General features: G+C 68.4%; 20 protein-coding genes. 8 read left to right on the top strand and 12 right to left on the bottom strand.

Annotated elements, in window-relative coordinates:
• Positions 1-8 precede the first annotated feature (8 nt).
• From RTK35_RS10480 to RTK35_RS10450, 7 genes are all read left to right on the top strand, one after another.
• Complete coding sequence (locus tag RTK35_RS10480; RefSeq protein WP_316907949.1) at positions 9-1,124, top strand: DUF2169 domain-containing protein; 1,116 nt, start codon at positions 9-11, stop codon at positions 1,122-1,124.
• Positions 1,121-2,158, top strand: coding sequence for a hypothetical protein (locus RTK35_RS10475; protein WP_316907948.1), 1,038 nt, complete (start codon positions 1,121-1,123; stop codon positions 2,156-2,158). Before RTK35_RS10480 ends, RTK35_RS10475 begins: the two co-directional genes overlap by 4 nt.
• Positions 2,158-3,321 (top strand): PAAR-like domain-containing protein, encoded by a 1,164-nt coding sequence (locus tag RTK35_RS10470; protein WP_172433799.1) that lies wholly within the window; start codon positions 2,158-2,160, stop codon positions 3,319-3,321. Before RTK35_RS10475 ends, RTK35_RS10470 begins: the two co-directional genes overlap by 1 nt.
• 23 nt (positions 3,322-3,344) lie before the next feature.
• Positions 3,345-4,271 carry a hypothetical protein gene (locus tag RTK35_RS10465; protein WP_232060712.1) on the top strand — a complete coding sequence of 309 codons (927 nt, stop codon included), beginning with the start codon at positions 3,345-3,347 and terminating at the stop codon, positions 4,269-4,271.
• A 42-nt stretch (positions 4,272-4,313) separates the two neighbouring features.
• Entirely contained in the window at positions 4,314-5,555 is a 1,242-nt protein-coding gene (locus RTK35_RS10460) for a TIGR02270 family protein (RefSeq protein ID WP_316907947.1), read from the top strand.
• 133 nt (positions 5,556-5,688) lie between these two features.
• Positions 5,689-6,132: a type II 3-dehydroquinate dehydratase gene (gene aroQ / locus RTK35_RS10455; protein ID WP_316907946.1), complete on the top strand. Its 444-nt coding sequence runs from the start codon at positions 5,689-5,691 to the stop codon at positions 6,130-6,132.
• A 5-nt stretch (positions 6,133-6,137) separates the two neighbouring features.
• Positions 6,138-6,995, top strand: a complete 858-nt coding sequence (locus tag RTK35_RS10450; protein ID WP_236214509.1) for a shikimate dehydrogenase — start codon at positions 6,138-6,140, stop codon at positions 6,993-6,995.
• Positions 6,996-7,043: 48 nt separating this feature from the next.
• Here the strand turns inward: RTK35_RS10450 and RTK35_RS10445 are convergent, their stop codons facing one another.
• Entirely contained in the window at positions 7,044-7,715 is a 672-nt protein-coding gene (locus RTK35_RS10445) for a TetR/AcrR family transcriptional regulator (RefSeq protein ID WP_142008815.1), read from the bottom strand.
• Positions 7,716-7,805: 90 nt separating this feature from the next.
• Positions 7,806-9,716, bottom strand: a complete 1,911-nt coding sequence (gene quiC / locus RTK35_RS10440) for a 3-dehydroshikimate dehydratase QuiC (protein WP_316907945.1) — start codon at positions 9,714-9,716, stop codon at positions 7,806-7,808.
• A 570-nt stretch (positions 9,717-10,286) separates the two neighbouring features.
• Here quiC and RTK35_RS10435 point away from each other — a divergent pair.
• On the top strand, positions 10,287-11,660 hold the full coding sequence (locus RTK35_RS10435) for an MFS transporter (protein WP_074971489.1): 1,374 nt from the start codon (positions 10,287-10,289) through the stop codon (positions 11,658-11,660).
• A 75-nt stretch (positions 11,661-11,735) separates the two neighbouring features.
• Here RTK35_RS10435 and RTK35_RS10430 read toward each other — a convergent pair whose 3' ends face one another.
• The 10 genes from RTK35_RS10430 to RTK35_RS10385 form a co-directional block, all read right to left on the bottom strand.
• Positions 11,736-12,698 carry a LysR family transcriptional regulator gene (locus RTK35_RS10430; protein WP_316907944.1) on the bottom strand — a complete coding sequence of 321 codons (963 nt, stop codon included), beginning with the start codon at positions 12,696-12,698 and terminating at the stop codon, positions 11,736-11,738.
• 90 nt (positions 12,699-12,788) lie between these two features.
• On the bottom strand, positions 12,789-13,751 hold the full coding sequence (locus RTK35_RS10425; protein WP_316907943.1) for a peptidylprolyl isomerase: 963 nt from the start codon (positions 13,749-13,751) through the stop codon (positions 12,789-12,791).
• A 3-nt stretch (positions 13,752-13,754) separates the two neighbouring features.
• The gene (locus RTK35_RS10420; RefSeq protein ID WP_172433808.1) at positions 13,755-14,240 is read right to left on the bottom strand and encodes a YbjN domain-containing protein; all 486 of its coding nucleotides are present in this window, start codon (positions 14,238-14,240) and stop codon (positions 13,755-13,757) included.
• A 50-nt stretch (positions 14,241-14,290) separates the two neighbouring features.
• Entirely contained in the window at positions 14,291-14,926 is a 636-nt protein-coding gene (locus RTK35_RS10415) for a DNA repair protein (protein WP_316907942.1), read from the bottom strand.
• A gap of 23 nt (positions 14,927-14,949) precedes the next feature.
• Entirely contained in the window at positions 14,950-16,644 is a 1,695-nt protein-coding gene (locus RTK35_RS10410; RefSeq protein WP_316907941.1) for a putative porin, read from the bottom strand.
• 39 nt (positions 16,645-16,683) lie between these two features.
• The gene (locus tag RTK35_RS10405; RefSeq protein ID WP_316907940.1) at positions 16,684-17,409 is read right to left on the bottom strand and encodes a TonB family protein; all 726 of its coding nucleotides are present in this window, start codon (positions 17,407-17,409) and stop codon (positions 16,684-16,686) included.
• Between the two features lie 3 nt (positions 17,410-17,412).
• The gene (locus tag RTK35_RS10400; RefSeq protein WP_044407744.1) at positions 17,413-17,835 is read right to left on the bottom strand and encodes an ExbD/TolR family protein; all 423 of its coding nucleotides are present in this window, start codon (positions 17,833-17,835) and stop codon (positions 17,413-17,415) included.
• Between the two features lie 10 nt (positions 17,836-17,845).
• Positions 17,846-19,696 (bottom strand): DUF2341 domain-containing protein, encoded by a 1,851-nt coding sequence (locus RTK35_RS10395; protein WP_316907939.1) that lies wholly within the window; start codon positions 19,694-19,696, stop codon positions 17,846-17,848.
• An 18-nt stretch (positions 19,697-19,714) separates the two neighbouring features.
• Positions 19,715-21,277: a ShlB/FhaC/HecB family hemolysin secretion/activation protein gene (locus tag RTK35_RS10390; RefSeq protein WP_316908051.1), complete on the bottom strand. Its 1,563-nt coding sequence runs from the start codon at positions 21,275-21,277 to the stop codon at positions 19,715-19,717.
• 163 nt (positions 21,278-21,440) lie between these two features.
• Complete coding sequence (locus RTK35_RS10385) at positions 21,441-22,040, bottom strand: transposase (RefSeq protein ID WP_044407810.1); 600 nt, start codon at positions 22,038-22,040, stop codon at positions 21,441-21,443.
• Positions 22,041-22,212 lie beyond the last annotated feature (172 nt).

The following is a 22,212-nucleotide window of genomic DNA, read 5'->3' as shown; positions in this document are numbered from 1 at the left end:
CCGCGCCCATGGAATTGCTCAACGCCACACGCCTGATGGCTGCCTATACCCAGGGCCTGGCCCCGGATGGCCGGGAATCCCTGGTGGTGGTCGCCAAGGGCACCTTCGACCTGCCCCTGGACGGCCGCGAGGCGAGCCTGGCGGAGGTCCAGCGCCCCCTGCTGATGGCCGACGAATACGTCGGTGAACCCGGCCTCTCGGCACCCCGCCAGGAAATGGACTTCGCCCCGGTGAAACCCTTCTGCGACGTGCTGGTGATGGGCAAGGCCCATGCACCCAACGGGCGCCCCACCACGCAGATCACCGCCGGCATCCGCGTCGGCCGGGTCAGCAAGGCCTTCAGCGTGCTCGGCCCCCGCCAGTGGGTGCCCGGCGCCCTCGGTGCGGCCCCGGGAGCCCCGCAGCCCTTCATCGAGCAGGACATCGGCTACGCCCACGCGTTCGGCGGCAGCCACGCCATGGCCGACCGCCCCGACTTCGCCGACAGCTACCTGGCCAACCCGGCCGGCCGCGGCTGGTACCCGAGGAGCGCCAGCACCGCCGACATCGTCGGCATGCCCATGCCCAACACCGAAGCCCTCGGCCAACCCATCGACAGCCCCCACGGCGACTTCACCCCCATGGCACTCGGCCCCATCGGCCGCCACTGGCCGCCGCGCATCGGCCACGCCGGCACCTATGACGACGCCTGGCTGGCGGACCACTTCCCCTTCCTGCCGCCGGACTTCGACACCCGCTACTACCAGGCCGCTCCGCCGGACCAGCAGACCGAGTACCTGCAGGGTGGCGAGGACGTGCTGCTGCTCAACCTCACCCAACAGGAAAGGGCCGGCTTCAAGGTGCCGAGGATGCAGGTGCCGGTGACGTTCTTTTTGAAGAAGAACCGTCATGAGCGGGTTCACGCGGTGATCGACACCCTGGTCATCGACACCGATGCCAGGCAGGTGGAAATCACCTGGCGTACCAGCCGCATCCTTAAGAAGGACATGTTCGAGATTCCACAGATCCTGGTTGGCGAAATGCCACGCGCCTGGTGGCGGGCCAGGGAACTGGGCAAGGACTACTACACCTCGCTGGAGGCCTTGAGCCGCGCCAAGCGTGCCCGTGAGGATGCCCTCCGATGAGTGCACTGTGCATCGTCGGCACCGGTATGGTCAGCGCCGTAGGCCTGGACGCCCCCTCCACTTGCGCAGCCATCCGCTGTGCCATCGACAACTTTCAGGAAACCCGCTTCGTCGATCAGGCCGGCGAATGGCTGCTGGGCGCCAGCGTGCCCTTCGAGCAACCCTGGCGAGGTCGCATCAAGCTGGTGAAGATGGCCGCACGTGCCATCGCCGAAGCCCTGGCCAGCACACCGGGCGTCGATCCTCAGAAAACCCCGCTGCTGCTCTGCGTTGCCGAGGAGGAGCGCCCAGGCCGCCTGCCCAACCTCGACCGCAGCCTGCTGCGTGAGATCGAGCAGGAACTGGGCCTGCACTTTCATGAAGCCTCCAGCCTCATCCCCCGTGGCCGTGTCAGCGGCGCCGTAGCCTTGCTCAACGCACGCAAGCTGGTTCATGAGCAGGGCCATCGCCACGTACTGGTCGCGGGGGTCGACTCCTTCCTCAATGGCACCACCCTGAGTGCATTCGAGAAGCGTGATCGCCTGCTCACCAGCCAGAACTCCAACGGTTTCATCCCCGGCGAAGGCGCTGCGGCAATCACCCTGAGCGCCCCCGTGCAGAGCGAAGAGCCCCAGCTGGCCTGCATCGCCCTGGGCTTCGGCGTCGAGCCTGTGACCGTGGAGACGGAGGAGAAGAAGCTGCGGGCGGATGGGCTGACACAGGCACTCAAGGCTGCGCTGGCAGAGGCCGGATGTGGCCTGGAGAGCATGGACTACCGCCTTACCGACCTCTCCGGCGAGCAGTACTACTTCAAGGAAGCCTCGCTGGCATTGAGCCGGACCCTGCGCGTGCGCAAGGAGTTCTTCCACCTCTGGCACCCTGCCGACTGCATCGGTGAATGCGGTGCAGCGATCGGGCCGGCCATGCTGGCCGTAGCCCTGGCAGCCAGCCGCAAAGGCTACGGCGAAGGCCCGAACATCTGCTGCCAATTGGGCAACGATGCCGGTCAACGCGCCGTAGCACTGCTCACCTATCAGCACGTGAGGGCCACCTGATGAGCAACCAGGTCTATGCCAACAACATGGAAGTCTCCTGCAAGGCGGCGAACGGTAAATCCATCGCCTGCTTCCCGGATGTGTGCTTCACGCCTCCCCAGGCGCCTCCCACCCCAACGGGCGTCCCCATCCCCTACCCCAACACCGGCATGGCCAGTGACACCACCAACGGGACCCGGACGATCAAGATCACCGGCAAGGAGGCCATGCTCAAGGACAAGAGCTACTTCAAGACCAGCTATGGCGACGAAGCCGGCTGCGCGCCCAAGAAGGGCATTGTCACCAGCAAGATCAAGGGCAAGGTGTATTTCACGTCCTGGTCGATGAACGTGAAATTCGAAGCGGAAAACGTGGTCAGACACCTCGACCTGACCACCCACAACCACGCTTCACCACCAGGCAACACCATGCCCTGGACCTACGCGGACCGCATGGCCTTCGCCGATGGCATCAGCCAGTGCTCGGGTGAGAAGGACCGGGCCGAAAAAGCCTGCGGCGACACCAGCAAGAAGATGATCTGCCCGGACATTTCCGCGCTGCAGGCTGCCTCCAAGGCGCGCAAACAGGCCAAGGACAAGGCCGGCGATAACTTCCAGGCTGACCCCGAATACCTGAAAAAGCATGCCGAGGTGCAGGGCCACTACGGGGCGCTGGCCAAGACCATGAACGACGACCCCTGCCAGAAGGCCATGCGTTGCTTCCTGGCGCCTTACAAGCCCAACCGTTGCTGTCCAGGCCAGACCGGTGACCACCTGGTGGACGCCGCCTCGTTCGGCCCTCGGGATGGCGCCAAGATCGGCGGCTGGAGCAAGTACAACACCGACAAGGCACCGGTCATGTGCGCCGAGGGCCCGAACCAGACCACTGCCACCCACGGCCAGATGCACACCCGCCGAGGTGTGGTGGCATTGCGCGAGGCGGATGCCAATGGCGAGTGGCCCAGGGCGAAAGCCACCGAGACCGGTGCCAAGGCTGCCAAGAAGACATTCCCCGACTCCAACTGCTCACAGGAATGCCTGGAAGCCCAGTTGAACAAGTACCACGACAAGGCCAAGGACGATGGTCCGGAAAAGCCGATCAAGGCCAATGCAACCATGACCAGCGACCCGGCAGAACGAAACAAGGCGACGGCGGAAATGTTCGGGAGCGAATCCGCCCGTTAATTCAAAGTCCCCAGGAGAACACCATGGAAACCCGAGATCCACGATTCAGCGGTTACAGCATCGGCACCGGAACCGTCCGCTATTCAGACCTCAGCTATCTAGTCACCACCAATGACGAGGCCATCAGCGAAGGGCATACCGGCTCCCTGCTGTTCACCCTGGACCGTGGAACCTGGGGCGCAGGTGCCGTCGACTGGCTGGCCTGCTCCGGAACGGTCTGCCACACCCCCGCCGAGCGTTACCTGGTGCTGGGTACAGATGGTTCGGTCCGTGCCAGCGGAGGCGGCTCGGTAAAGGAAGAGTCGCCCATCGCCAGTTGCGGCGTAGACCCGAAGAAGCGCGGCCCACTGCGGGAGATCCGCGCCTTCGCTAAAGGCCGCGCCTACGCGGTCGGTACCTGCCGACAGGCCTATGTCCGCACCGATGAAAGCCAGTGGAAGTGCATCGACCAGTCCGCACAAGTCGGCGACGTGGACATCACCGACACCAGTTTCGAATCCATCGACGGCTTCGACGAACAGGAAATCTATACCGTCGGCTGGGAAGGCGAGATCTGGACATACGACGGCGCCACCTTCACTCAGCTGACCAGCCCCACCAACCTGGCGCTGTACAAAGTGCGCTGCGCGCCGGACGGCTTCGTCTACGCCTGCGGCCAGCTCGGCACCCTGCTGCGCGGCCGAGGCGACCAGTGGGAAGTGATCGAGCACGACAGCACCACCGAAGACCTCTGGGGCATGGAAATCTTCAACGGCGAGGTCTACGTGTCGTCCACTCACTTCGTCTATCGCCTGGTGGACGGCAAGCTGAAGGCTGTCGATTTCGGCGATGACGTTCCGGGCAGCTGCTACCACCTCAGCGCAGCGGACGGAATCATGTGGTCCATCGGCCCGAAGGACGTCATGGAATTCAACGGTTCCACCTGGAAGCGGATCCTGCAAATTGGCTGATAGCGCACTGACCCCCTCCAAGGACGAGAGGAGCGAAGGACGATGAACGCCCTGCCCATCGTCCTCGACCAACACGCCGAAGAAGCCGGCTTTCTCGCCGGTCTGCGCGACTATGCCGTGCGCGCGCCGCATTACGACCTCAAGCACCTGCGCACCCTCGACAGCCGCATCGAAGCGCATCTGGACGGCTTGCTGATCGCCGGGCTCAAGGGGCTTGACATGCTGCTCAAGGCGTTGTCGCCCCACGCCACCGGCGAGGTATTCGCCGCCACGGCGCTGGCCTTCATGGCCGGCAACGGTCCGGCGCTGTCGAGCCTCGCCGAGCACCTGCGCAAGGCGCCGGACGGCGAGCGTGGCTTCACCTCCGCGCTGGGCTGGCTGGAGTGGGCGACCGTCGAACCCTGGATCGAGCGGCTCCTGGCCTCGCCCGAGCCGCTGTTCCGGCGCATGGGCCTGGCGGCCTGCGGCATGCACCGGCGCGATCCCGGCCCGGCCTTGCTGGCCGGCCTCGCCCACAGCGACCCGGGCGTGCTGGCGCGTGCGGCACGCACGGCCGGTGAACTGCGGCGGCGGGACCTGATGCCCGCCATCCGTGCCCACCGCCTGCACGACGACATGGCGGTGCGTTTCTGGGCCAATTGGGCCACGGTGCAGATGGGCGACGAGGAAGCCCTCGGCCCGCTGCGCCTGCTGGCAGAGCACCCCGGCCCGTTCCGCCTGCGGGCGTTGGGCGTGCTGCTGTGCTGGCAGCCCCGGGAAGCCAGCATCCAGTGGTTGCGCGTATTGATGGGTGACCCCCGGCACCACCGCCTGGTGATCCAGGCCACCGGGCCCTTCGGTGACCCGGTGGCGGTGCCCTGGCTGATCCAGCGCATGCACGAACTGCCCCTTGCCCGGGCAGCCGGCGAAGCCTTCACCCTGATCACCGGGGCGGACCTCGCCGATCTGGACCTGGAGCGGCGCCAGGTCCCCGACTATGACGCCGGCCCCACTGATGATCCTGAAGACCCGAACGTGGACATGGACCCGGACACCGACCTCCCCTGGCCCGATCCGGCGCGCGTCGAGGGCTGGTGGCAGGCCAACCGCCCACGCTTCGCCAACGGCACGGCCTACCTGCTGGGCGAACCCATCAGCGAGGCACGCTGCCTGGCCGTGCTGCAGAGCGGCTACCAGCGCCAGCGCGTGGCAGCGGCCAACGCCCTGGCGCGCTTCGTACCGACCCGCCCCATCTTCCCCACCAGCGCCCCTGCCCTGCGGCAGCGTCAGTTGCTGGGCTGCTGACAGCCGATAATCGAACACTAAATCCCGGTGCATCCCCGCACCGGTGCGGTGCAGATTGACCGAATTAACCGGTTAGTACATTTTCCTCGCACACGGTGGAGACCACCCCGCCGTGAATGACCTGGAGAATGAGATGCCCCCGATCATCCTGGTACTCAACGGCCCCAACCTCAACCTGCTTGGAACCCGAGAGCCCGCCACCTACGGCCACGAGACTCTGGCCGACATCGCCGACCAGTGCACCCGCACCGCTGCAGGGCTGGGCCTGACGGTGGACTTCCGGCAGACCAACCACGAAGGCCAGTTGATCGAGTGGATCCACGAAGCCCGTGGCCGCTGCGCCGGCATCCTGATCAACCCGGCAGCCTGGACCCACACCTCGGTGGCCATCCGCGACGCCCTGGCGGCGGTCGAGCTGCCGGTCATCGAGGTGCACCTGTCCAACGTGCACAAGCGTGAAGCCTTTCGTCACCACTCCTTCGTTTCCGCCATTGCCGTGGGCGTCATCTGCGGCCTCGGCAGCCAGGGCTACAGCCTGGCACTCCAGCATTTCGGCCAACTGCTCAACAACAAGTGAATGCCATGTCCAACCTGTCCAACTCCGTACTCGCCGGCCTGATCGGCGCCGGCATCCAGGCTTCCCGCACCCCAGCCCTGCACGAGCACGAGGGCGACGCCCAGGGCCTGCGCTACCTCTACCGACTGATCGACCTCGATGCCCTCAGGCTGGACAGTGGCGCCCTCCCAGACCTGCTGCGCAGCGCCGAGCAGATGGGCTTCACCGGGCTGAACATCACCTTCCCCTGCAAGCAGGCCATCCTCCCGCTGCTGGATGAGCTGTCCCCCGAAGCCGCGGGCATCGGCGCGGTGAACACCGTGGTGCTGAAGGACGGCAAGCGCGTCGGCCACAACACCGACTGCCTCGGTTTTGCCGAAGGCTTCCGCCGTGGTTTGCCCGGCGTGCAGCGCCGCCAGGTGGTGCAGATGGGCGCAGGCGGTGCCGGCTCCGCCGTGGCCCACGCCCTGCTGGCCGAAGGCGTCGAGCGCCTGACCCTGTTCGAGGTAGACGCTGCCCGTGGCCAGGCCCTGGTGGACAGCCTCAACCAGCATTTCGGCCCCGGCCGCGCCGCCCTGGGCAGCCACCTGCCCAGCGCCATGGCGGAGGCCGACGGCCTGGTCAACACCACCCCCATCGGCATGGCCAAGCTGCCGGGTACACCGGTGCCGGCCGAACTGCTGCGCGCCGACCTGTGGGTGGCGGAGATCGTCTACTTCCCGCTGGAGACCGAGCTGCTGCGCGACGCCCGCGCCATCGGCTGCCAGACGCTGGATGGCAGCACCATGGCGGTGTTCCAGGCGGTGAAGGCCTTCGAGCTGTTCAGCGGCCACACGGCCGACGCGGACCGCATGATGGCGCACTTCGCCAGCCTGAACGGCTGAAACGAAACGGGGCGGCCAATGCCGCCCCGTTCATGTCGGTGGGATGCGTCAGGGCTGGGCGAGGAAGCGCAGCACCGACTCGCAGATCATCGCCTTGTGCCGCGCTTTCACCTGCTCGTCGGTGAGGTCGATCTCGAAGATCTGCCCGAAGGTGTTGCGGTTGGACACCCGGTAGAAGCAGAACGAACTGATCAGCAGGTGCAGGTCCAGCGCCTGGATGCCCGGTCGGAAGGCCCCCTCGGCCTGGCCGCGCTGGATGATCTCGCCCATGGCCTCGAGGATGGTGCTGCTCATGGTGCGGATGGTCCTGGACTGCCGCACGTACTCCCCGTAGTGGATGTTCTCGATGCAGACGATGCGCACGAAATCCACGTTGCGGTCGTGGTGGTCGAAGGTGAACTCTACCAGCCGCTGGATCGCCTCGCGGGGCGGCAGTTCCGCCAGGTGCAGCTGCGCCTCGGTGCCACGGATATCACCGTAGAGTTTCTCCAGCACCTCCAGGTAGAGCTGCTCCTTGCTGCCGAAGTAGTAGTAGATCATCCGCTTGGAGGTCTGCATGCGCTCGGCGATGGCGTCGACCCGGGCGCCCGAAAGCCCCTGCTGGACGAACTCGACGATGGCCGCCTTGAGGATGTCCTCGCGAGTCTTCTCGGGGTTGTTCTTGCGTCCTTTGCGGGGGGCGTCGGCGGGGGTGTCTGGCAGTTCTGTCGTTATTGTCATGGTGGGCTCACGGCCTGCGGAAACCGGCCGATTATGGGCGGCTCAACCCGGAGGGGGAAGCCTGGCGCACGCGGCGCCAGGCTGCCCGGGTCAGAGCCTGGCCCTCGCCGATGCCCCGCTGCGGGCCTTGGCCATGGCCGCCAGGCGCACCGCCACGTTGGCTGCCCCGTAGCCGGCGTAGCCGTTGCGGCGCTGCAGGACCTCGAAGAAGAAGCGCCCCTCGAACGGCTCGGTGTACACGTGAAACAGCTCGCCGCCCTGGGCGTCGCGGTCGTAGAGCACGTTGTAATAGGCCAGTTCGCTGAGGAATTCGTCATCGAAATCGAAGCGCGCGGCCAGGTCGTCGTAGTAGTTCAGCGGAATGTCCAGCAGCGGCACCCCCGCCTCCTTGGCCCGGCTCACCTCGGCGAAGATGTCCTCGCAGGCGAAGGCGATGTGGTGGGCGCCCGAGCCCCGGTAGCTGGAAAGCGCGTGGGAGATGGCGGTGTTGCGGTTCTCCGAGATGTTCAGCGGCAGGCGGATGCTGCTGCAGCGGCTGCGCAGCGCCCGGCTCTTCACCAGGCCGTACGGGTCCGGTAGCACCACCTCGTCGTCGGCCTCGAAGTCCAGCACGCTCTTGTAGAACAGCACCCAGCTGTCCAGGCCGTCCGCCGGCAGCGCCAGGGCCATGTGATCGATGCGCTGCAAGGCGCCGCTCTGGGTGACCTGGGCATCGAGCACGAAGTCGCTGTCGTAGATGGTCTGCCCTGCCGGAGCCTGCTCCACCAGGTACAGCAGGCTGCCGTCGGGGGCGCGTACGGCGGGGATTTCCCGCTCGTTGGGCCCCACCAACCCACGGAACGGCTGGCCCCGGTACTCCCGGGCACGCTCCAGGGCGTGGCTGCTGTCGTCCACCCGCAGCGCGGTGGCACACAGCGAAGGGCCGTGGGCCTCGAAGTAGCCATGGGCGAAGGAATAGGGCTCGGCATTGAGCACGATGTTGATGTCCCCCTGGCGCAGCAGGCTCACATCCTTGGAGCGATGCCGCCCGGCGCGGGCAAAGCCCAGGCGCTCCAGCCAGCCGGCCAGCTTCGCGCCCTGGGCTTCGTCCACGGCGAATTCGAGAAACTCCACCCCGGCGTAATGGCTGGCCGGCGGCGGTGCGAAGAGGATGTCGAGGTTGGTCGGCGGCACCGGGTCCTTCTGCAGCAGCGCGCGGGTCTTCTCCTCCAGGTAGAGCAGCGAGCGCAGGCCGTCCGCGGCATTGGCACGGGGCGGCGCAGCGCGGAAGCCGTCGTTGAAGATCTCCAGGGACAGCGGGCCGGTGTAGCCGCTGCGCAGGATCGACGCCAGGAAGCCCGGCAGGTCGAATTCACCCTGCCCCGGGAAGCAGCGGAAGTGCCGGCTCCACTCCAGCACGTCCATGTTCAGCAGCGGCGCATCGGCCATCTGCACGAAGAAGATCTTGTCCCCCGGAATGTCGGCGATGCCGCTCGGGTCCCCCTTGATCGACAGGGTGTGGAAGCTGTCCAGCAAAACCCCGAGAGCCGGGTGATCGGCCTGGCGGACGATGTCCCACACCTGCTGCCAGCTGTTCACGTGGCGGCCCCAGGCCAGGGCCTCGTAGCCGATGCGCAGGTCTCGCGCGCCGGCCCGCTCGGCCAGCAGGCGCAGGTCGTCCACCAGGATGCGTTCGTCCGCCAGGGCATCGGCCTGGACGTTGCTGCACACCAGCACCAGGTCGGTACCCAGCTCCTGCATCAGGTCGAACTTGCGCTCGGCGCGGTCGAGGTTCCTCTGCAGGCGCTCGCGACGGCAGCCTTCGAAGTCACGGAACGGCTGGAACAGGGTGATGGCCAGCCCCAGGTCCGCGCACATCTGGCGGATTTCCCGGGGGCTGCCGGCGTAGTACAGCAGGTCGTTCTCGAAGATCTCGACGCCATCGAAGCCAGCGGCGGCGATGGCTTCGAGTTTTTCCGGCAGGGTACCGCTCAGGGAGACGGTGGCAATGGAACGCTGCATGTTCAGCTCCTGGTAGAGGGCCGGCACAGTGGCCAGCGGCGGACCCGGGTCGCTGCGTGAGCACACGCAAAACCCTTTCGTTCTTGTGGCCGGATGGATTATTCGCGCGTAAAGTCAGCGCCTCAATCAAAATGTACGAACTGGTTAGTTTTCTGTTCGATCATCGAACAGAAGGCCGGTAATCGAATTGACGCTTTTTCGATCACTGCGCAACATGCCTCCCATGTTGCAGGTCTCCCCGCCGGTCGGCGCCTCTGCCGAACCCGCCGCCCGGCTGGCCCTGCAATGGCATACACGCGTCACGACATAACAATTTCAAGAACGGGTACCTGCTCATGCTCACCTCCGCCCTGCACCCCATCCGCATCCCTTGCACCCCGGCCCTGCCCCGCCCAGCGCGACCTGCCGAGCCCGTCTGACCCCGCATCCCCGACACCGAGAATGGCCCCGACCGGACGTCACCCGACGCGCCGGCCACGACCCGACTCCGCCCCACTGCGCGCGTGCCGCCCCGGACCTGTCCAAGGGCGAAGCGCAGGGGGCGACAGCACAATAAAAACGGAGACAACGATGGCGACTTCCTCCTCGAACCAGGCCAAGAAAGCGACGGCCAGCGGCTGGATCGGCTCCGCCCTGGAGTACTACGACTTCTTCATCTACGCCCAGGCTGCGGCCCTGATCTTCCCGCAGATCTTCTTCCCCAACAGCGACCCCAAGATGGCGATCATCGCCTCCCTGGCCACCTACGGCGTCGGCTACCTGGCCCGCCCCATCGGTGCCTTCGTGCTGGGCCACTGGGGCGACACCCGGGGCCGCAAGAACGTCCTGCTGCTGTGCATGTTCCTGATGGGCATCTCCACCATGGCGGTGGGCCTGCTGCCGACCTACCACGACATCGGCATCCTCGCGCCCATCGCCCTGGTGATCCTGCGCCTGGTGCAGGGCTTCGCAGTGGCCGGCGAGATCTCCGGCGCCAGCTCGATGATCATGGAGCACGCCCCCTTCGGCCGGCGTGGCTACTACGCCAGCTTCACCCTGCAGGGCGTGCAGGCCGGCCAGGTGATGGCCGCCGCCGTGTTCCTGCCGCTGGCCTACTTCATGCCCAGTGATGCCTTCAACGAATGGGGCTGGCGCATTCCCTTCCTGATGAGCGCGTTCGTGCTGGTGGCTGGCTTCATCATCCGCCGCGAAGTCCACGAGACCCCGGCCTTCGTCCAGGAAGAGAACCAGCAGAAAGTCGCCAAGTCGCCGGTCTCCGAAGCCTTCCGCCACAGCTGGAAGCACATGGTGCTGGTGATGTTCATGGCCCTGATGAACGTGATCCCGGTGGTCGCCACCATCTTCGGCGCCGCCTATGCCGTGCAGCCGGCCTATGGCATCGGCTTCGACAAGAGCGTCTACCTGTGGATCCCGGTGGTGGGCAACATCGTTGCCGTGCTGGTCATCCCCTTCGTCGGCAACCTCTCCGACAAGATCGGCCGCCGCCCGACAATGATCACCGGCTGCCTGGGCTCCGGCCTGCTCGCCTTCGGCTACCTCTACGCCATCAGCATCCAGAACGTGCCGCTCGCCTTCGCCCTGTCGATCCTCATGTGGGGCATGGTCTACCAGGGCTACAACGCGGTGTTCCCGAGTTTCTACCCGGAGCTGTTCCAGACCCGCTACCGCGTCTCTGCCATGGCCATCGCACAGAACATCGGCACCATGCTCACCGCCATGCTGCCGGCCCTGTTCGCCGCCGTCGCCCCGCCCGGCTCGGACAACATCCCGGTGGTGATCGGCAGCCTCGCCTTCCTCATCACCTGCGTCTGCGCCCTGGCCGCCTACCTGGCACCGGAAACCCACCGCCTGGCCATGGACGACCTCGGCAAGCCCGACGCCCAGCCGATGGACAAGCACCAGTACGAAGCCACCCGCCAGGGCAGCCTGCGCACCGCCGGCTGACCCTCCACCGCTCCATCCAGGGCCCCCGCATGGGGGCCTTGTTCGTTCCGGCCGGGACGATGTTGAACCACCGCCTCAGAACCAATCCCGCCGCTCTTCGAAGGCGGCACGCACCAGGGTGACGATGCGCTGCACCTCGTCGCGCTCGCTGGCCTCGCTGCGCACGGCGAGCCAGGCGCTGAGGGTCATGGGCTGGGGGAACAGCGCCGGCAGCGCCAGCAGGTTCTTGTCGATCAGTGGGACGTAGTGCGGCAGCAGCCCGATGCAGGCGCTCCACTGGATCATCTGCCGCTGCACCTCGTAGGCGTTCACCCGCGTCACCCCCGAGCGGCGCGCGGCGATGGCGCGGTTCCACGGCGCCAGGGCTTCCAGGGCCGACTGGCCACTGAGGTCCACCAGCATGTAGTCCTCCAGCTCCAGCAGGCTGCGCGGCCGGCTGCTTTCCCGCGAGTAGCGCTTGGCCACGTGGGGCAGGTAGTCCAGCGGGGCCAGGCAGGCGAGCGTGTCACAGGGGAACCCGGGATCGGGGGGCGGCCCTTCGGGGGCCAGCCAGACCTGCACGTCCACCTCGGCCGCGGGGGCGCTGGTGCTGTCCAGGCGCAGCAAGTCCAGGCGTACCCGCGCGTGCTGGCGCAGGTAGGCCAGCAGGTCGCGCCCGAGGATGTCGTGCAGCAGGGTCTCGGCCACGGCGATGCGCACCCGTGGCTGCTCCTCGTGCTGCGCCCGGGGCAGGTCGAGCAGCCCCAGGCGTGCGCTGAACAGCTGGCGCAGGCGCCGCCCTTCCGGGCTGAGCACCACGGTGTTGCCCTGGTGCACGAACAGCGGCTGACCGCTCCAGGCGGCCAGTTGCGCCAGCTTCTTGCGCAGCAGCGTGGGCTTGATGCTCAGGCTGCGGGCCGCCTGCATGAAGCACCCGCAGCGGGCGGCGGCGAGAAAGCAGCGCGCCGCCTCGTGGTCGAGCCCCAGCAGCGCCGGGTCCAGCGGTGTTTCGTCCAGGCCGGGGGCGTGTACCGGCCCGGCACCTTCCTGCAATGTCATGGCACCTCCTCCCTAAGGAATCCTCGGCGCGCCGGGCCAATGGCTCGCGCGCCGGTCGTGGCCGGTACCTCCCTGTGCGACCCGTCCCGCTCAGTGCGCAGTCTCCAGCGCCTGGCTGATCTGTGCTCCGTCGATGCTCAGGGTGCCGGCGTTGACCAACCCATCCAGGTAGGCCCGGGCCACCTGCTGCTGGCGTTGCGCACGCAGCGCATCGCGCAGGCGCCCGCGCACCTCGTCGAGGGTGGCCGTGCGTGACGGCTGGGTCTCCAGCACCCGCAGCACGTGGTAGCCGTCCTGGCTGCGCAACGGGTCGGACACGGCCCCCGGTTTCAGCCCCAGCAGCACCTGGCGCATGGCGGGCAGGTACTGCTGCAGCGGCTGGAGGCCGCTGTCGCCGCCCTGTTCCGCCGAACCCCGGTCCTCGGAGTACTGCCGCGCCAGGGCGGCAAAGTCGGCACCCTCAGCCCGCGCACGGCGGGCCAGGTCCTGGGCCTGCTTGCGCACCTGCTCCTCGCTGCGCTCCGGCCCCACCGCCAGGAAGATCTGCGCCACCCGCAGCATTGGCGGAGTGGTCCAGTTGGCCTTGCCGGCGTCATAGGCGGCCTGCAGTTCGGCGTCGCTGGGATAGCCCTCCGGCACCTGGCTGACCGCCTCCAGGTAGGTGCGCAGCAGCACCTGCTCGGTGGCGGCGCGGGTCATGCGGCGGATTTCCGGGCGGTCCTCCCAGCCCTGGGCCTCGGCCTGCTGCAGCAGCGCCTTCTCGGCCAGACGGCCACGTATCCAGGCCTCAAGCGCGGGGCGGTCCTCGCGAAGTTGCTCGCGGCTGTCCGCCGGCAGGGTCGCCAGCAGTGCCTCCAGTTCATCCGCCTCCAGCGCCAGCGCGCCGAGGCGCGCGACGGCCGTGGGCGATGCCACGGGCGCCGGTGCCACCTGCACCGCTGGCTGCACAGCGGCTTCCGGTGGTGAACCGGGGCGCAGCCCCAGCACCACCCCGGCCACGCTCGCGGTCAGGGCCACGCCGCCCAGGCCCCACAGGGCTCCACGCCAGGCCATGGGTCAGGCCTCGACCGCTTCGGCAGCGGGCTCGGCCTCGGCGGCCGGCTCGGGATGGCGCGTGGCGCTGTCGCGGCTGAAGTCACGCAGGTAGACGATGAACTCCTGCAGCAGGTGGTCCCACAGCTCCAACTGGCCACGCAGGTGCTGCGGGCTGATGCCGGCGGCCACCAGGGCGTCCATCTCCAGCACGAGGAAGTCACCCTGGCGCGACAGGCGGGCGAAGCGCCGGGTGGCGTTCCACACCTCGGCGAGGCCGGCGGGCAGTTCGCCCTGGATGCGCAGCGCGCAGCTGAAGCAGTAGTCCAGGTAGGCGCCCTCCTCCCGCGCCCGGTTGCCGAAGCGCACGGCGAAGCCGATGCCCTGGCTGGCGCTGAGCAGTTGCACGATGCCGCCCTGTTCGGTGCGGTTGACGCGGTAGCCGGCTTCGCGCAGGCAGTCGCCGAGCTGGTCGGGGGTGATGCTCTGGATCAGGTCCTGGGTGTTCATGCTGTGACTCCTGTGTACGGGGGCGCCGGCCCGTGCCGACGCCTTGGGGTTCAGGGTTTGGGGGCCAAGGCGGTGTCGAACTGGGTGTCGTAGAGGCGGTCGCCATAGGACTGCGCCAGCTCCTCGAACTTCACCCGCGCGCGGCTGGCGAAGGGCTGGCGCAGCTTCACCACGTCGGCCACGTCGATGCGCTCGTAGGCGTCGAGGACCTCGCGGGCCACCTGGTACATCTCGTGGTTGCGGGTGGTGCACTGCTGCAGCTGTTCGTCGCGGGCGGCCAGATCGCCGGTCAGCTGCACGCGGGCGGCCTCCACGCCGCGGGCACGCGTCAGCAGTTCCTCGTAGGCCTGCTTGAACTTGCCCACCTGCTCATTGCTGGCGGCCACCTGGGCCTGGGCCGCCTCGTGCAGGGCCGCCTGCTGCCCGGCCAGTTGCTCGTTCTGCTGGCGGGCCTTGGCCAGCTCCGCCTCCAGGCGCTTGATCTGCGCCTGGGCGGTGCTCAGCTGGCTTTCCGCCGCGCTGCGGGCGGCAGCCGCCTGGGCCTGCTCGCTCTGCAGCGCCTGCAGTTGCTGGGTGGTGCTGCGCAGCTGGGTGCGCAGGCGCTCTTCCATGCCTTCGGCGTGGGCCCCGCTGCTGGCCAGCAGGGCCAGGCCAAGGGCCAGGGCGGATCGGGATCGGGTGTTCATGGCGCTCTCCTTTCCGACGCGCACTAGAAGCGCGTGTTGACCTCGAATTGCAGGACGTCGATCTCGAAGGGCGCGCCGTAGACCTCTTCCGCGCTCAGCCAGCGGGCGCTGCCGTTGACGTTCTCGGCGAAGCCGTAGTTGGCGCCGACGAACCAGCCCTTGGCGTTGGTGCCGCCCAGGTGGAAGGACGAGTCGTTGAAGCCGTCGGGCAGTGCGTCCGGCTCGATGCGCTTGTAGCCGGCGTAGAGGTTCCAGTCGCCGTGCTTCTTCAGGTCCAGCGCGTTGCCCAGCACGAACTGCAGCATCCAGGCGGTGTCGCCGCTCTGGATGTTGCCGTTCTCGTCGACGTTGTTGGCCAGCCTGCCCGCCGAGCGCTTGTTCATCTCGCCTTCGTCGTAGGCCAGGTTGCGTACGTAGTGGGCCTGGCTGCGCAGCTTGAAGCCGTCGAACAGCGCGGTGTCCCAGACCAGGTTCAGATCCACCAGGTTGAACTCGGAGGCCAGGCCGACGAACTGCGGCTCGGGCGTGGTGGTGGGCCGGGTGGGGTCGGGGGTGATGTTGCGCAGCAGCATCAGGGTGTTGCCTTTCTGCATGAAGGCCGGGCGCGACTCGTCGGTGTCGCAGGCCGGGGCGCCGTTCCACGGGGTGCAGGGGCTGGAGCGCTTGCCCTCGATGTCGTCGAAGCGGTAGTAGGCCAGCGCGGCCTTTAGGCTGTTGTCCGCGTCGGGTTGCCAGCGGGCGCCGATCTGCGCGCCGTAGAGCCAGTTGGTGTCGCTCTCCACCTTGTCGAAGCCGCTGCTGGTGGTGGCGGTGTCGGAGGTGTACTCCACCGGGAAGGCACCGACGGTGCCGAACAGCCCCAGTTCGCTGTCCAGGGGCTGCTGGAAGTTCGCCGCCAGGCCGTCGAGGTTGAGGTCGCCGGAGTACAGCAGGTCGGTGGTCATGAACGGGTTGGGCATGCGCCCGCCGGTGAGGGTCAGGCGCTCGTCGGGCTTGTAGGTGAGGTAGCCCTGGTCCAGCCACACGTCCTTCTTGGCGAAGCCGCCACCCAGGGTCTGGGTGGTGGACACCGGCCCGCTGTCGGAGCCGGTGGCGATGCGCAAGGCGGCGCTCCAGGACGGCGACAGCGTGGCCCGCAGCCCCAGCCGGGCGCGCAGGCGCAGCAGGTTCTCGCGGTCCTCGCGGCTGTTGAGCAGCGGCGGCAGCTGGGTGTTGCTGCGCGGGTTGACGTCGTAGGGGCCCTTCTCGTTGAGGCGCGCGTAGTCGATCAGGCGGTCGCTGTTGTTGCTGGAGAAATAGCGCGACTCGCTGCGCAGGCGCATGTCGCCCTCCAGGCTGATGCGCGAGGCCCAGTCGGGGAAGGTGTTGGGCGCGGCCCAGTTCTCCTTCTTCGCCTGGGCCATCACCTCGGCCTTCACCTCGTCGCGGATCTGGTCACGGACGATGGCCGGCACGTACTGCACGCGCACCTCGCCCGGGGCGCCAGGCGCGGGCGGTGCGGCCTGGGCGGCGGCCTGGCGGGCCTGCACGGCCTCGGCTTCAGCCTGGCGGATCAGCGCGTCGGCCTGGTCCTGCTTGAGCACGCCCTGCTGCACCAGCAGGCGGATCAGGTTGACGGTGGCGTTCTCCGAGGGCGTGGCCTGCGCCGAGGTGGCGGCGGCCAGGCTGGCGATCACGGCGCCGATGCCCAGGGCCAGTCGGCTCATTCTGCGGATCATGGTTCTACTCCTGATGGCGTATTCGTCTCGCAGGCCCGATCAGCCGGGCCGGCGTCCTTGCAATGCGATGCGTACCGGCAGCGTCAGCGAGGCCGGCGGGCGCTCCAGGGGTGGCGCGCCACGCAGCACCGCCAGCACCTGCTGGTCGAGCGCGGGGTCGCCGCTGGAGCGGGTGAGTTCAGCGCGGGTGATGCGCCCGCTGGTGTCGATCCACACCTCGGCCTGCAACCGATAGGCCTGGGTGCGCAGGTCCGGGTCTTCGCGCAGCAGCTTCTGGAAGGCGTACGCGAGGAACTGGCTGTAGGTGCCGTTGCCCAGGCGCCCGCCACCGCTGCCGGCCATGCCGCCGCCCTTGCCGGCGCCGATGTTGAAGGCGTCGGAGCCGGCCTGGGCGTCGCCGTCCATCTGCATCGGGTTGGCCAGGTCGTCGGCGGGGGTCGGCGCCTCCTCCTGGGGCTTGACCTCCTCCGGCTCCGGGGTCGGCTCGGGCTCGGGCAGCTTCTCTTCCACCGGGGTTTCCGGCTCCGGCGGCTTCTCCGGCACCGGCGGCGGTGGTGGAGGTGGCGGCAGCGGGATGATGGCGGGAATCTTCGGCGCCTCCCGGCGCACCCCGCTCATGTCGTTGGCCCACAGCCAGAGCAGCCAGGCGAGGCCGGCGGCGACCAGCGCCCCCACGCCCCAGGCCAGCGGCCGGCGCAATCCCGGCGCGCTGCTGCGGACTTCGGCGAGCCCGCTCTCCGGGCCCTTGCTGGGAAAGGTGGTCATGGCTCAACCCTGCGGCTTGCCGGTGACCAGGCCCACCTGGGACAGCTCCAGGCGGCGCAGCAGGTCCAGCACTTCGATGACCTTCTGGTACTGCACCGTGGCATCGCCACGGACGATCACCGGAAAGTCGGGGTTCATCGCCTTCTCCGTACGCAGCCGGTCCTCCAGCTCCGGCAGGGTCACCGGGTAGGCGTCGAGGAACACCTGGCCGCCGTCGTTCACCGAGATGGCCTTGGTCTTGGGCTGCGACAGGGAGATGGACGCGCTGGCCTTCGGCAGGTTGATCTGGATGCCGGAAACCTGGGCGGTGGCGGTGAGGATGAACATCACCAGCACCACCATGAGCACGTCCACCAGGGGCGTGATGTTGATGCTGTCGACGGCGCCGTCTTCATCGTCGTCATGGGCGCTGCTGAGGTTGGCCATGCTGCTCTCCTCAGGCGCTCAGGGGCGCAGCGCCGACGGCGTGGCCACGGCGGTGGGCCGCTTCGCTGAAGGTGCTCTCGCCGTGCACCTCCGCCAGGCGGGTGACGAACTCGTCGACGAACACCCGCATGTCCGCATTGACCTCGCGGTTGCGGGTGGTCAGGCGGTTGTAGCCGAACAGCGCGGGGATGGCGACGAACAGGCCCATGGCGGTGGCCAGCAGCGCGGCGGCCATGCCGGGGGCGATTGCGTTGATGTTCACGTCACCGGCCATGGCGGTGCCGAGGAACACCACCATGATCCCCAGTACCGTGCCCAGCAGGCCGATATAGGGGCCACCGGCGATGGCGTTGGACAGGGTCGACAGGCGCGAGGCCAGCACCTGCCCCTCGCGGGTGCGCACCCCGTCCATGGAGGCGCGGATGGCCTCGATGGTGGCGGCGGAAATGGAGCCGGTGTCGGCGCCCTGGTCACGCCGGGTGCGGATCTCGCGCACCGCCACCTGGTACAGGTGCCAGAGCGGCGAATCCCCCAGGCGCTCGTGCAGCTGGCGGTCGTCGGCCAGCAGCTCCAGGCGCGTGCCGACCCGGACGAACTGCTCGCGGAACGCCGCGTTGGCGCGCAGTACGCGGCCCAGGGTGCGGCTCTTGCGGATCATGATCACCCACGACTGGATCATCATCAGCACCAGCACGGCGATGATCACCCAGGCGTCCACCGGCACCGCCTTGAGCAGGAAGCCGAGGCTGCCGAAGCCGAAGCCGGACTGTTCCTCATCCACGCCGTAGACCACCAGGCGCGACTCGGCGCCCTGGGCGGTAGCATCGGCGAGGATCAGCGCCGCCGGGCGCGCCACCTTGGACAGGCGCAGCTCGTCGACGGCGCCAGCGAAGGCCCCGAAGGTAGCCGGAGCCGGTGCCTCGGCCGGGGCGCCCTCGGGGGCGGCGGCCTGGCTGCCCGGCAGGTCCGCGCCGATGGCGATCACCGAGGCGAAGGCCGGCAGCGACAGCGCCAGGCTGCCGGATTCACGGCCGTTCACGTACAGCCGCAGGGCGCTGCCGTCGGCACTCAGCGCCAGGTGCTGCCACTGCCCGCTGGCCAGGGCCTGGCCGGCCTGGGCGCGCTGGCCGTTGACCTCGACGAAGGGCACCCCCTGGGCCAGGCCCAGCAGCAGTGCGTTGCCGCCGTCGCGGCGTGCCAGCAGCAGTTGCTCGCCGGCGGCCTGGTCGGCGCGCACCCAGGCGCTGAAGGTGAAGGCCCCCCCGGCCGGCAGTGCCAGGGACGGACTGGCCGGCAGCAGCAGCGGCTGGCCGTTGAGCTGGGCGGCGCGGCCGATCACCCCGTCGATGCTGCTGGCGGGTGCGGTCTGGGCGTGGTTGCCGTAGGCGGTGGTGTCGCGGGGCGGCGCACCGACGGCGCCGTCGAAGTGGTAGACCAGGCTGTAGTCCGGGTCGAAGGTCAGTTGACCGTTGCCGGTGGCCGGGGCCTTCGGGTTGCCGTAGTACATCCAGATGTCCTGGCGCTGGCCGCCTTCCACCTGGGGCACGTCCACCCAGATCAGTGCCATGCCCATCAGCGGGTCGAAGCTCTCCACCTGGTGGTTGAGCACGGTCTTGTCGTCGGCGGCGACGAAGCGGATGTCCGAACCGTTCTCGTTGACCCCGTCGAAGGTGAAGTTGCCGGTGTGCAGGCGCACCAGCAATGGCGTGCGCCCGGCGGGCTGGTCGATGGCCGCGCCCTGGGGCGTGGTGTCGACGGTGATCTGCTTGCGGTAGAGCCAATCGTCCTGCCACCAGGCATGGGCGATCGCCGGGGCCAGGAGCCCGAGGCTGACGAGCGTGGTGAGTATCAAGCGGCGCATGGGGTCAACTCCAAGGGGTCAGAAGCTCGCCTGCACGCTGAAGTGCACGCGGGGGTCTCGTTTGCGGGTGTTCGGGCCGTCCTTCAGCGGGTAGGCCCAGTCGAGGCTGCCGGACAGCCCGTGGGGCAGCGTGGCGCGGGTGCCGAGGCCGACGCTGGCCAGGCTGTAGCTGTCGTCCTGCTCCGGCAGCGCGTCCTGCAGGGACAGCTGCGCGCCTTCGGCGAACAGGTAGAAGCGCCACTCGTCCAGGTGGCGGGCCACGCCCTTGCCCAGCAGCGGCGCCAGGGACGGCGTGCGCAATTCCTGACCAAGCAACCAGCCGTCGTCGCCGGTGCGCTCGGCGGCCAGGTAGCCGCGCACGCTGCTGGCACCGCCGGCAGAGAACTGCTCGTTGGAGACCAGCGGCCCAGAGGCCAGCTGGAACCCCAGGCGGCTGTGGCTCTGCCAGTCGTCGCCGAAGGTCAGGGTGTAGGTGGCATCGCCCTTGAACAGGGCAAAGCCCGGCTTGGCCCGGTAGCGCTTGTAGTCGAACGCCTCGTCGTCGCTGCCGTAGCCCAGCATGCTGTGGGTGCCGGCCACCAGGGACAGGCCGAGGCTGAACTGCGAGCGCTCGGTGTAGCGGTAGCCGGTGTAGCCGAGGGTGATCGGCGCGTAGCGGATCGGCACCTGGTCCTGGCTGCCGCCGAACTGCAGGGACTCCTCGAAGTCCTTGAACTCCACCCCCACCGACAGCGAGTGCGCCCAGGGCCCGGCCGGCGGCACCGCGTAGGCCAGGGACACCCCGTAGGCGTGGCCCTTGCCCAGCACGTTGCTGCCGCCCAGGGTGGCCACGTTGCTGTCGGACTGGTAGCCGGAGAGCTGCAGCGTCCAGCGGGCATCCAGCGGCGCGCTGTAGCTGCCGGACCAGACCTCGGCGTTGTCGCGGTCCTCCGGCGCGGTGAAGTAGGTCAGCGAGGCCGTGTGGCCCCGCTGCCAGAGGTTGGTGTAGCCGAGGCTGACCACCGAGCGCAGCTTCTCGGTGTCGGCGCTGTAGTCGTTGTTCAGGCCGATGCTGGCCTGCCAGGGGTTCTTGTCCTCCACCTGCAGGTCCACGTCCATGGTCCCCGGCCGACGCCCCTCGCGCACCACCGGCACCACCTGGCGCCCGGGGTTGCGGTTGGCAGCGGCCAGCTCGGCCTGGACCCGACCGAAGTCCGGCACCTGGCCTTCCTGCAGGGCCGGCACCTCGTCGCGCACCGCCAGCGGCGAGTAGTGCTGGGCGCCCATCACCCTCACCCGGCCGACGCGGGTCTCGCTCACCTGCAGGTAGACCACGCCGCCCTCCACCTGCTGCTCCGGCAGCTCGACGAAGACCGACTGGTAGCCCAGGGCCTGGTAACGCTGCTGCAGCGCGTCGCGGGCGCCCTCGATGTCGGCCAGGGTGCGTTGCGGGCCGAGGAACGGGTAGACCGCCGCCTCGATGTCCCGCGCCTGCAGCACGCTGTTGCCACGCACCACGTATTCGTTGACGTCGACCCGGCGCGCCGCACCCTCGCCCTCCTCCGCGCCCCAGGCCGTACCGGCCAGCAGCGCCAGGGCCAGGAGCGAAGGTGCGAACGGCACGCGGCCAAGGCGCAGGTGCCGGTTGAATGACTGAAGAACCACACAGCCCCCTCGTGAAATGGCGCCACGCTGGCGTGCGCCGTCCTGTGGGCGGGCCGTGCCTGGGGCCGGGCCACCCATGGTTGTCGTTGGTGTATCGGGCCTAGCGAGCGCGAGCCTGCGCCGCGTGACGGGCGATCCAGGTGTGCAGCTGGGCGAAGTTCGGGGTGAATTCCGGCGTGCTCATCAGCGACGGTGCAAACACCTCGCTGATGGCCCGTTCCAGCAGGCGGACGGCCTGGGCGTTGTCCAGCACCTCGCCGAGGTCACGGACGAAGGCGCTGAAGCCCCAGACCCGCTGGTTCAGTTGCAGGCCGACGAACCAGCGGAACAGCAGGTTGTAGTTGAGCTGCTCGTAGAGCTGCTTCTCGCTGGGCAGCGAATACAGCACCTGCAGCACCAGCGCCTGCAGCAGCGCCCTCAGCGGCACCTGCAGCTGGCGTGTACGGGCCCAGCCCTGCAACGCCTCCAGGGCCGGCTCCAGCAGCGCATCCAGTTGCGGCTTGAGCACCACCAGCGAGTGGCCCGGGGGGATGTAGCTGGACACCTCCTTGAGCGCGCTCTGCCAGTCCTCCTGGGACACGATCCACACCCAGGGCGCGCCGTAGCGGTAGACCGAAACGGGCTTCTTGCGCGCCGCCTCGACGATCTTCGACAGGCGCTGGTCCAGCTCCTGCATCCCCACCTTCGCGAATCCGTCCATCTTCCCCATCGCCGTTGCTCCACTGCCTGGCCGGAGCCCGCAAACCCGCGGGCCGAAGTGGCCGCCTTCCGTAGCGGCCGATGTGGCGCGGCGTTGTCCTTGCCGTCGTCGTTCCACACTCCCTTGACCGGCGCCCGGCGAAGGCACCGAACTTTTGTCATCGAATCTTCAT

Source organism: Pseudomonas sp. zfem003, from assembly GCF_032621675.1.
Taxonomy (GTDB): domain Bacteria; phylum Pseudomonadota; class Gammaproteobacteria; order Pseudomonadales; family Pseudomonadaceae; genus Metapseudomonas; species Metapseudomonas otitidis.
This window is presented reverse-complemented; position numbering and strand designations above follow the sequence as displayed.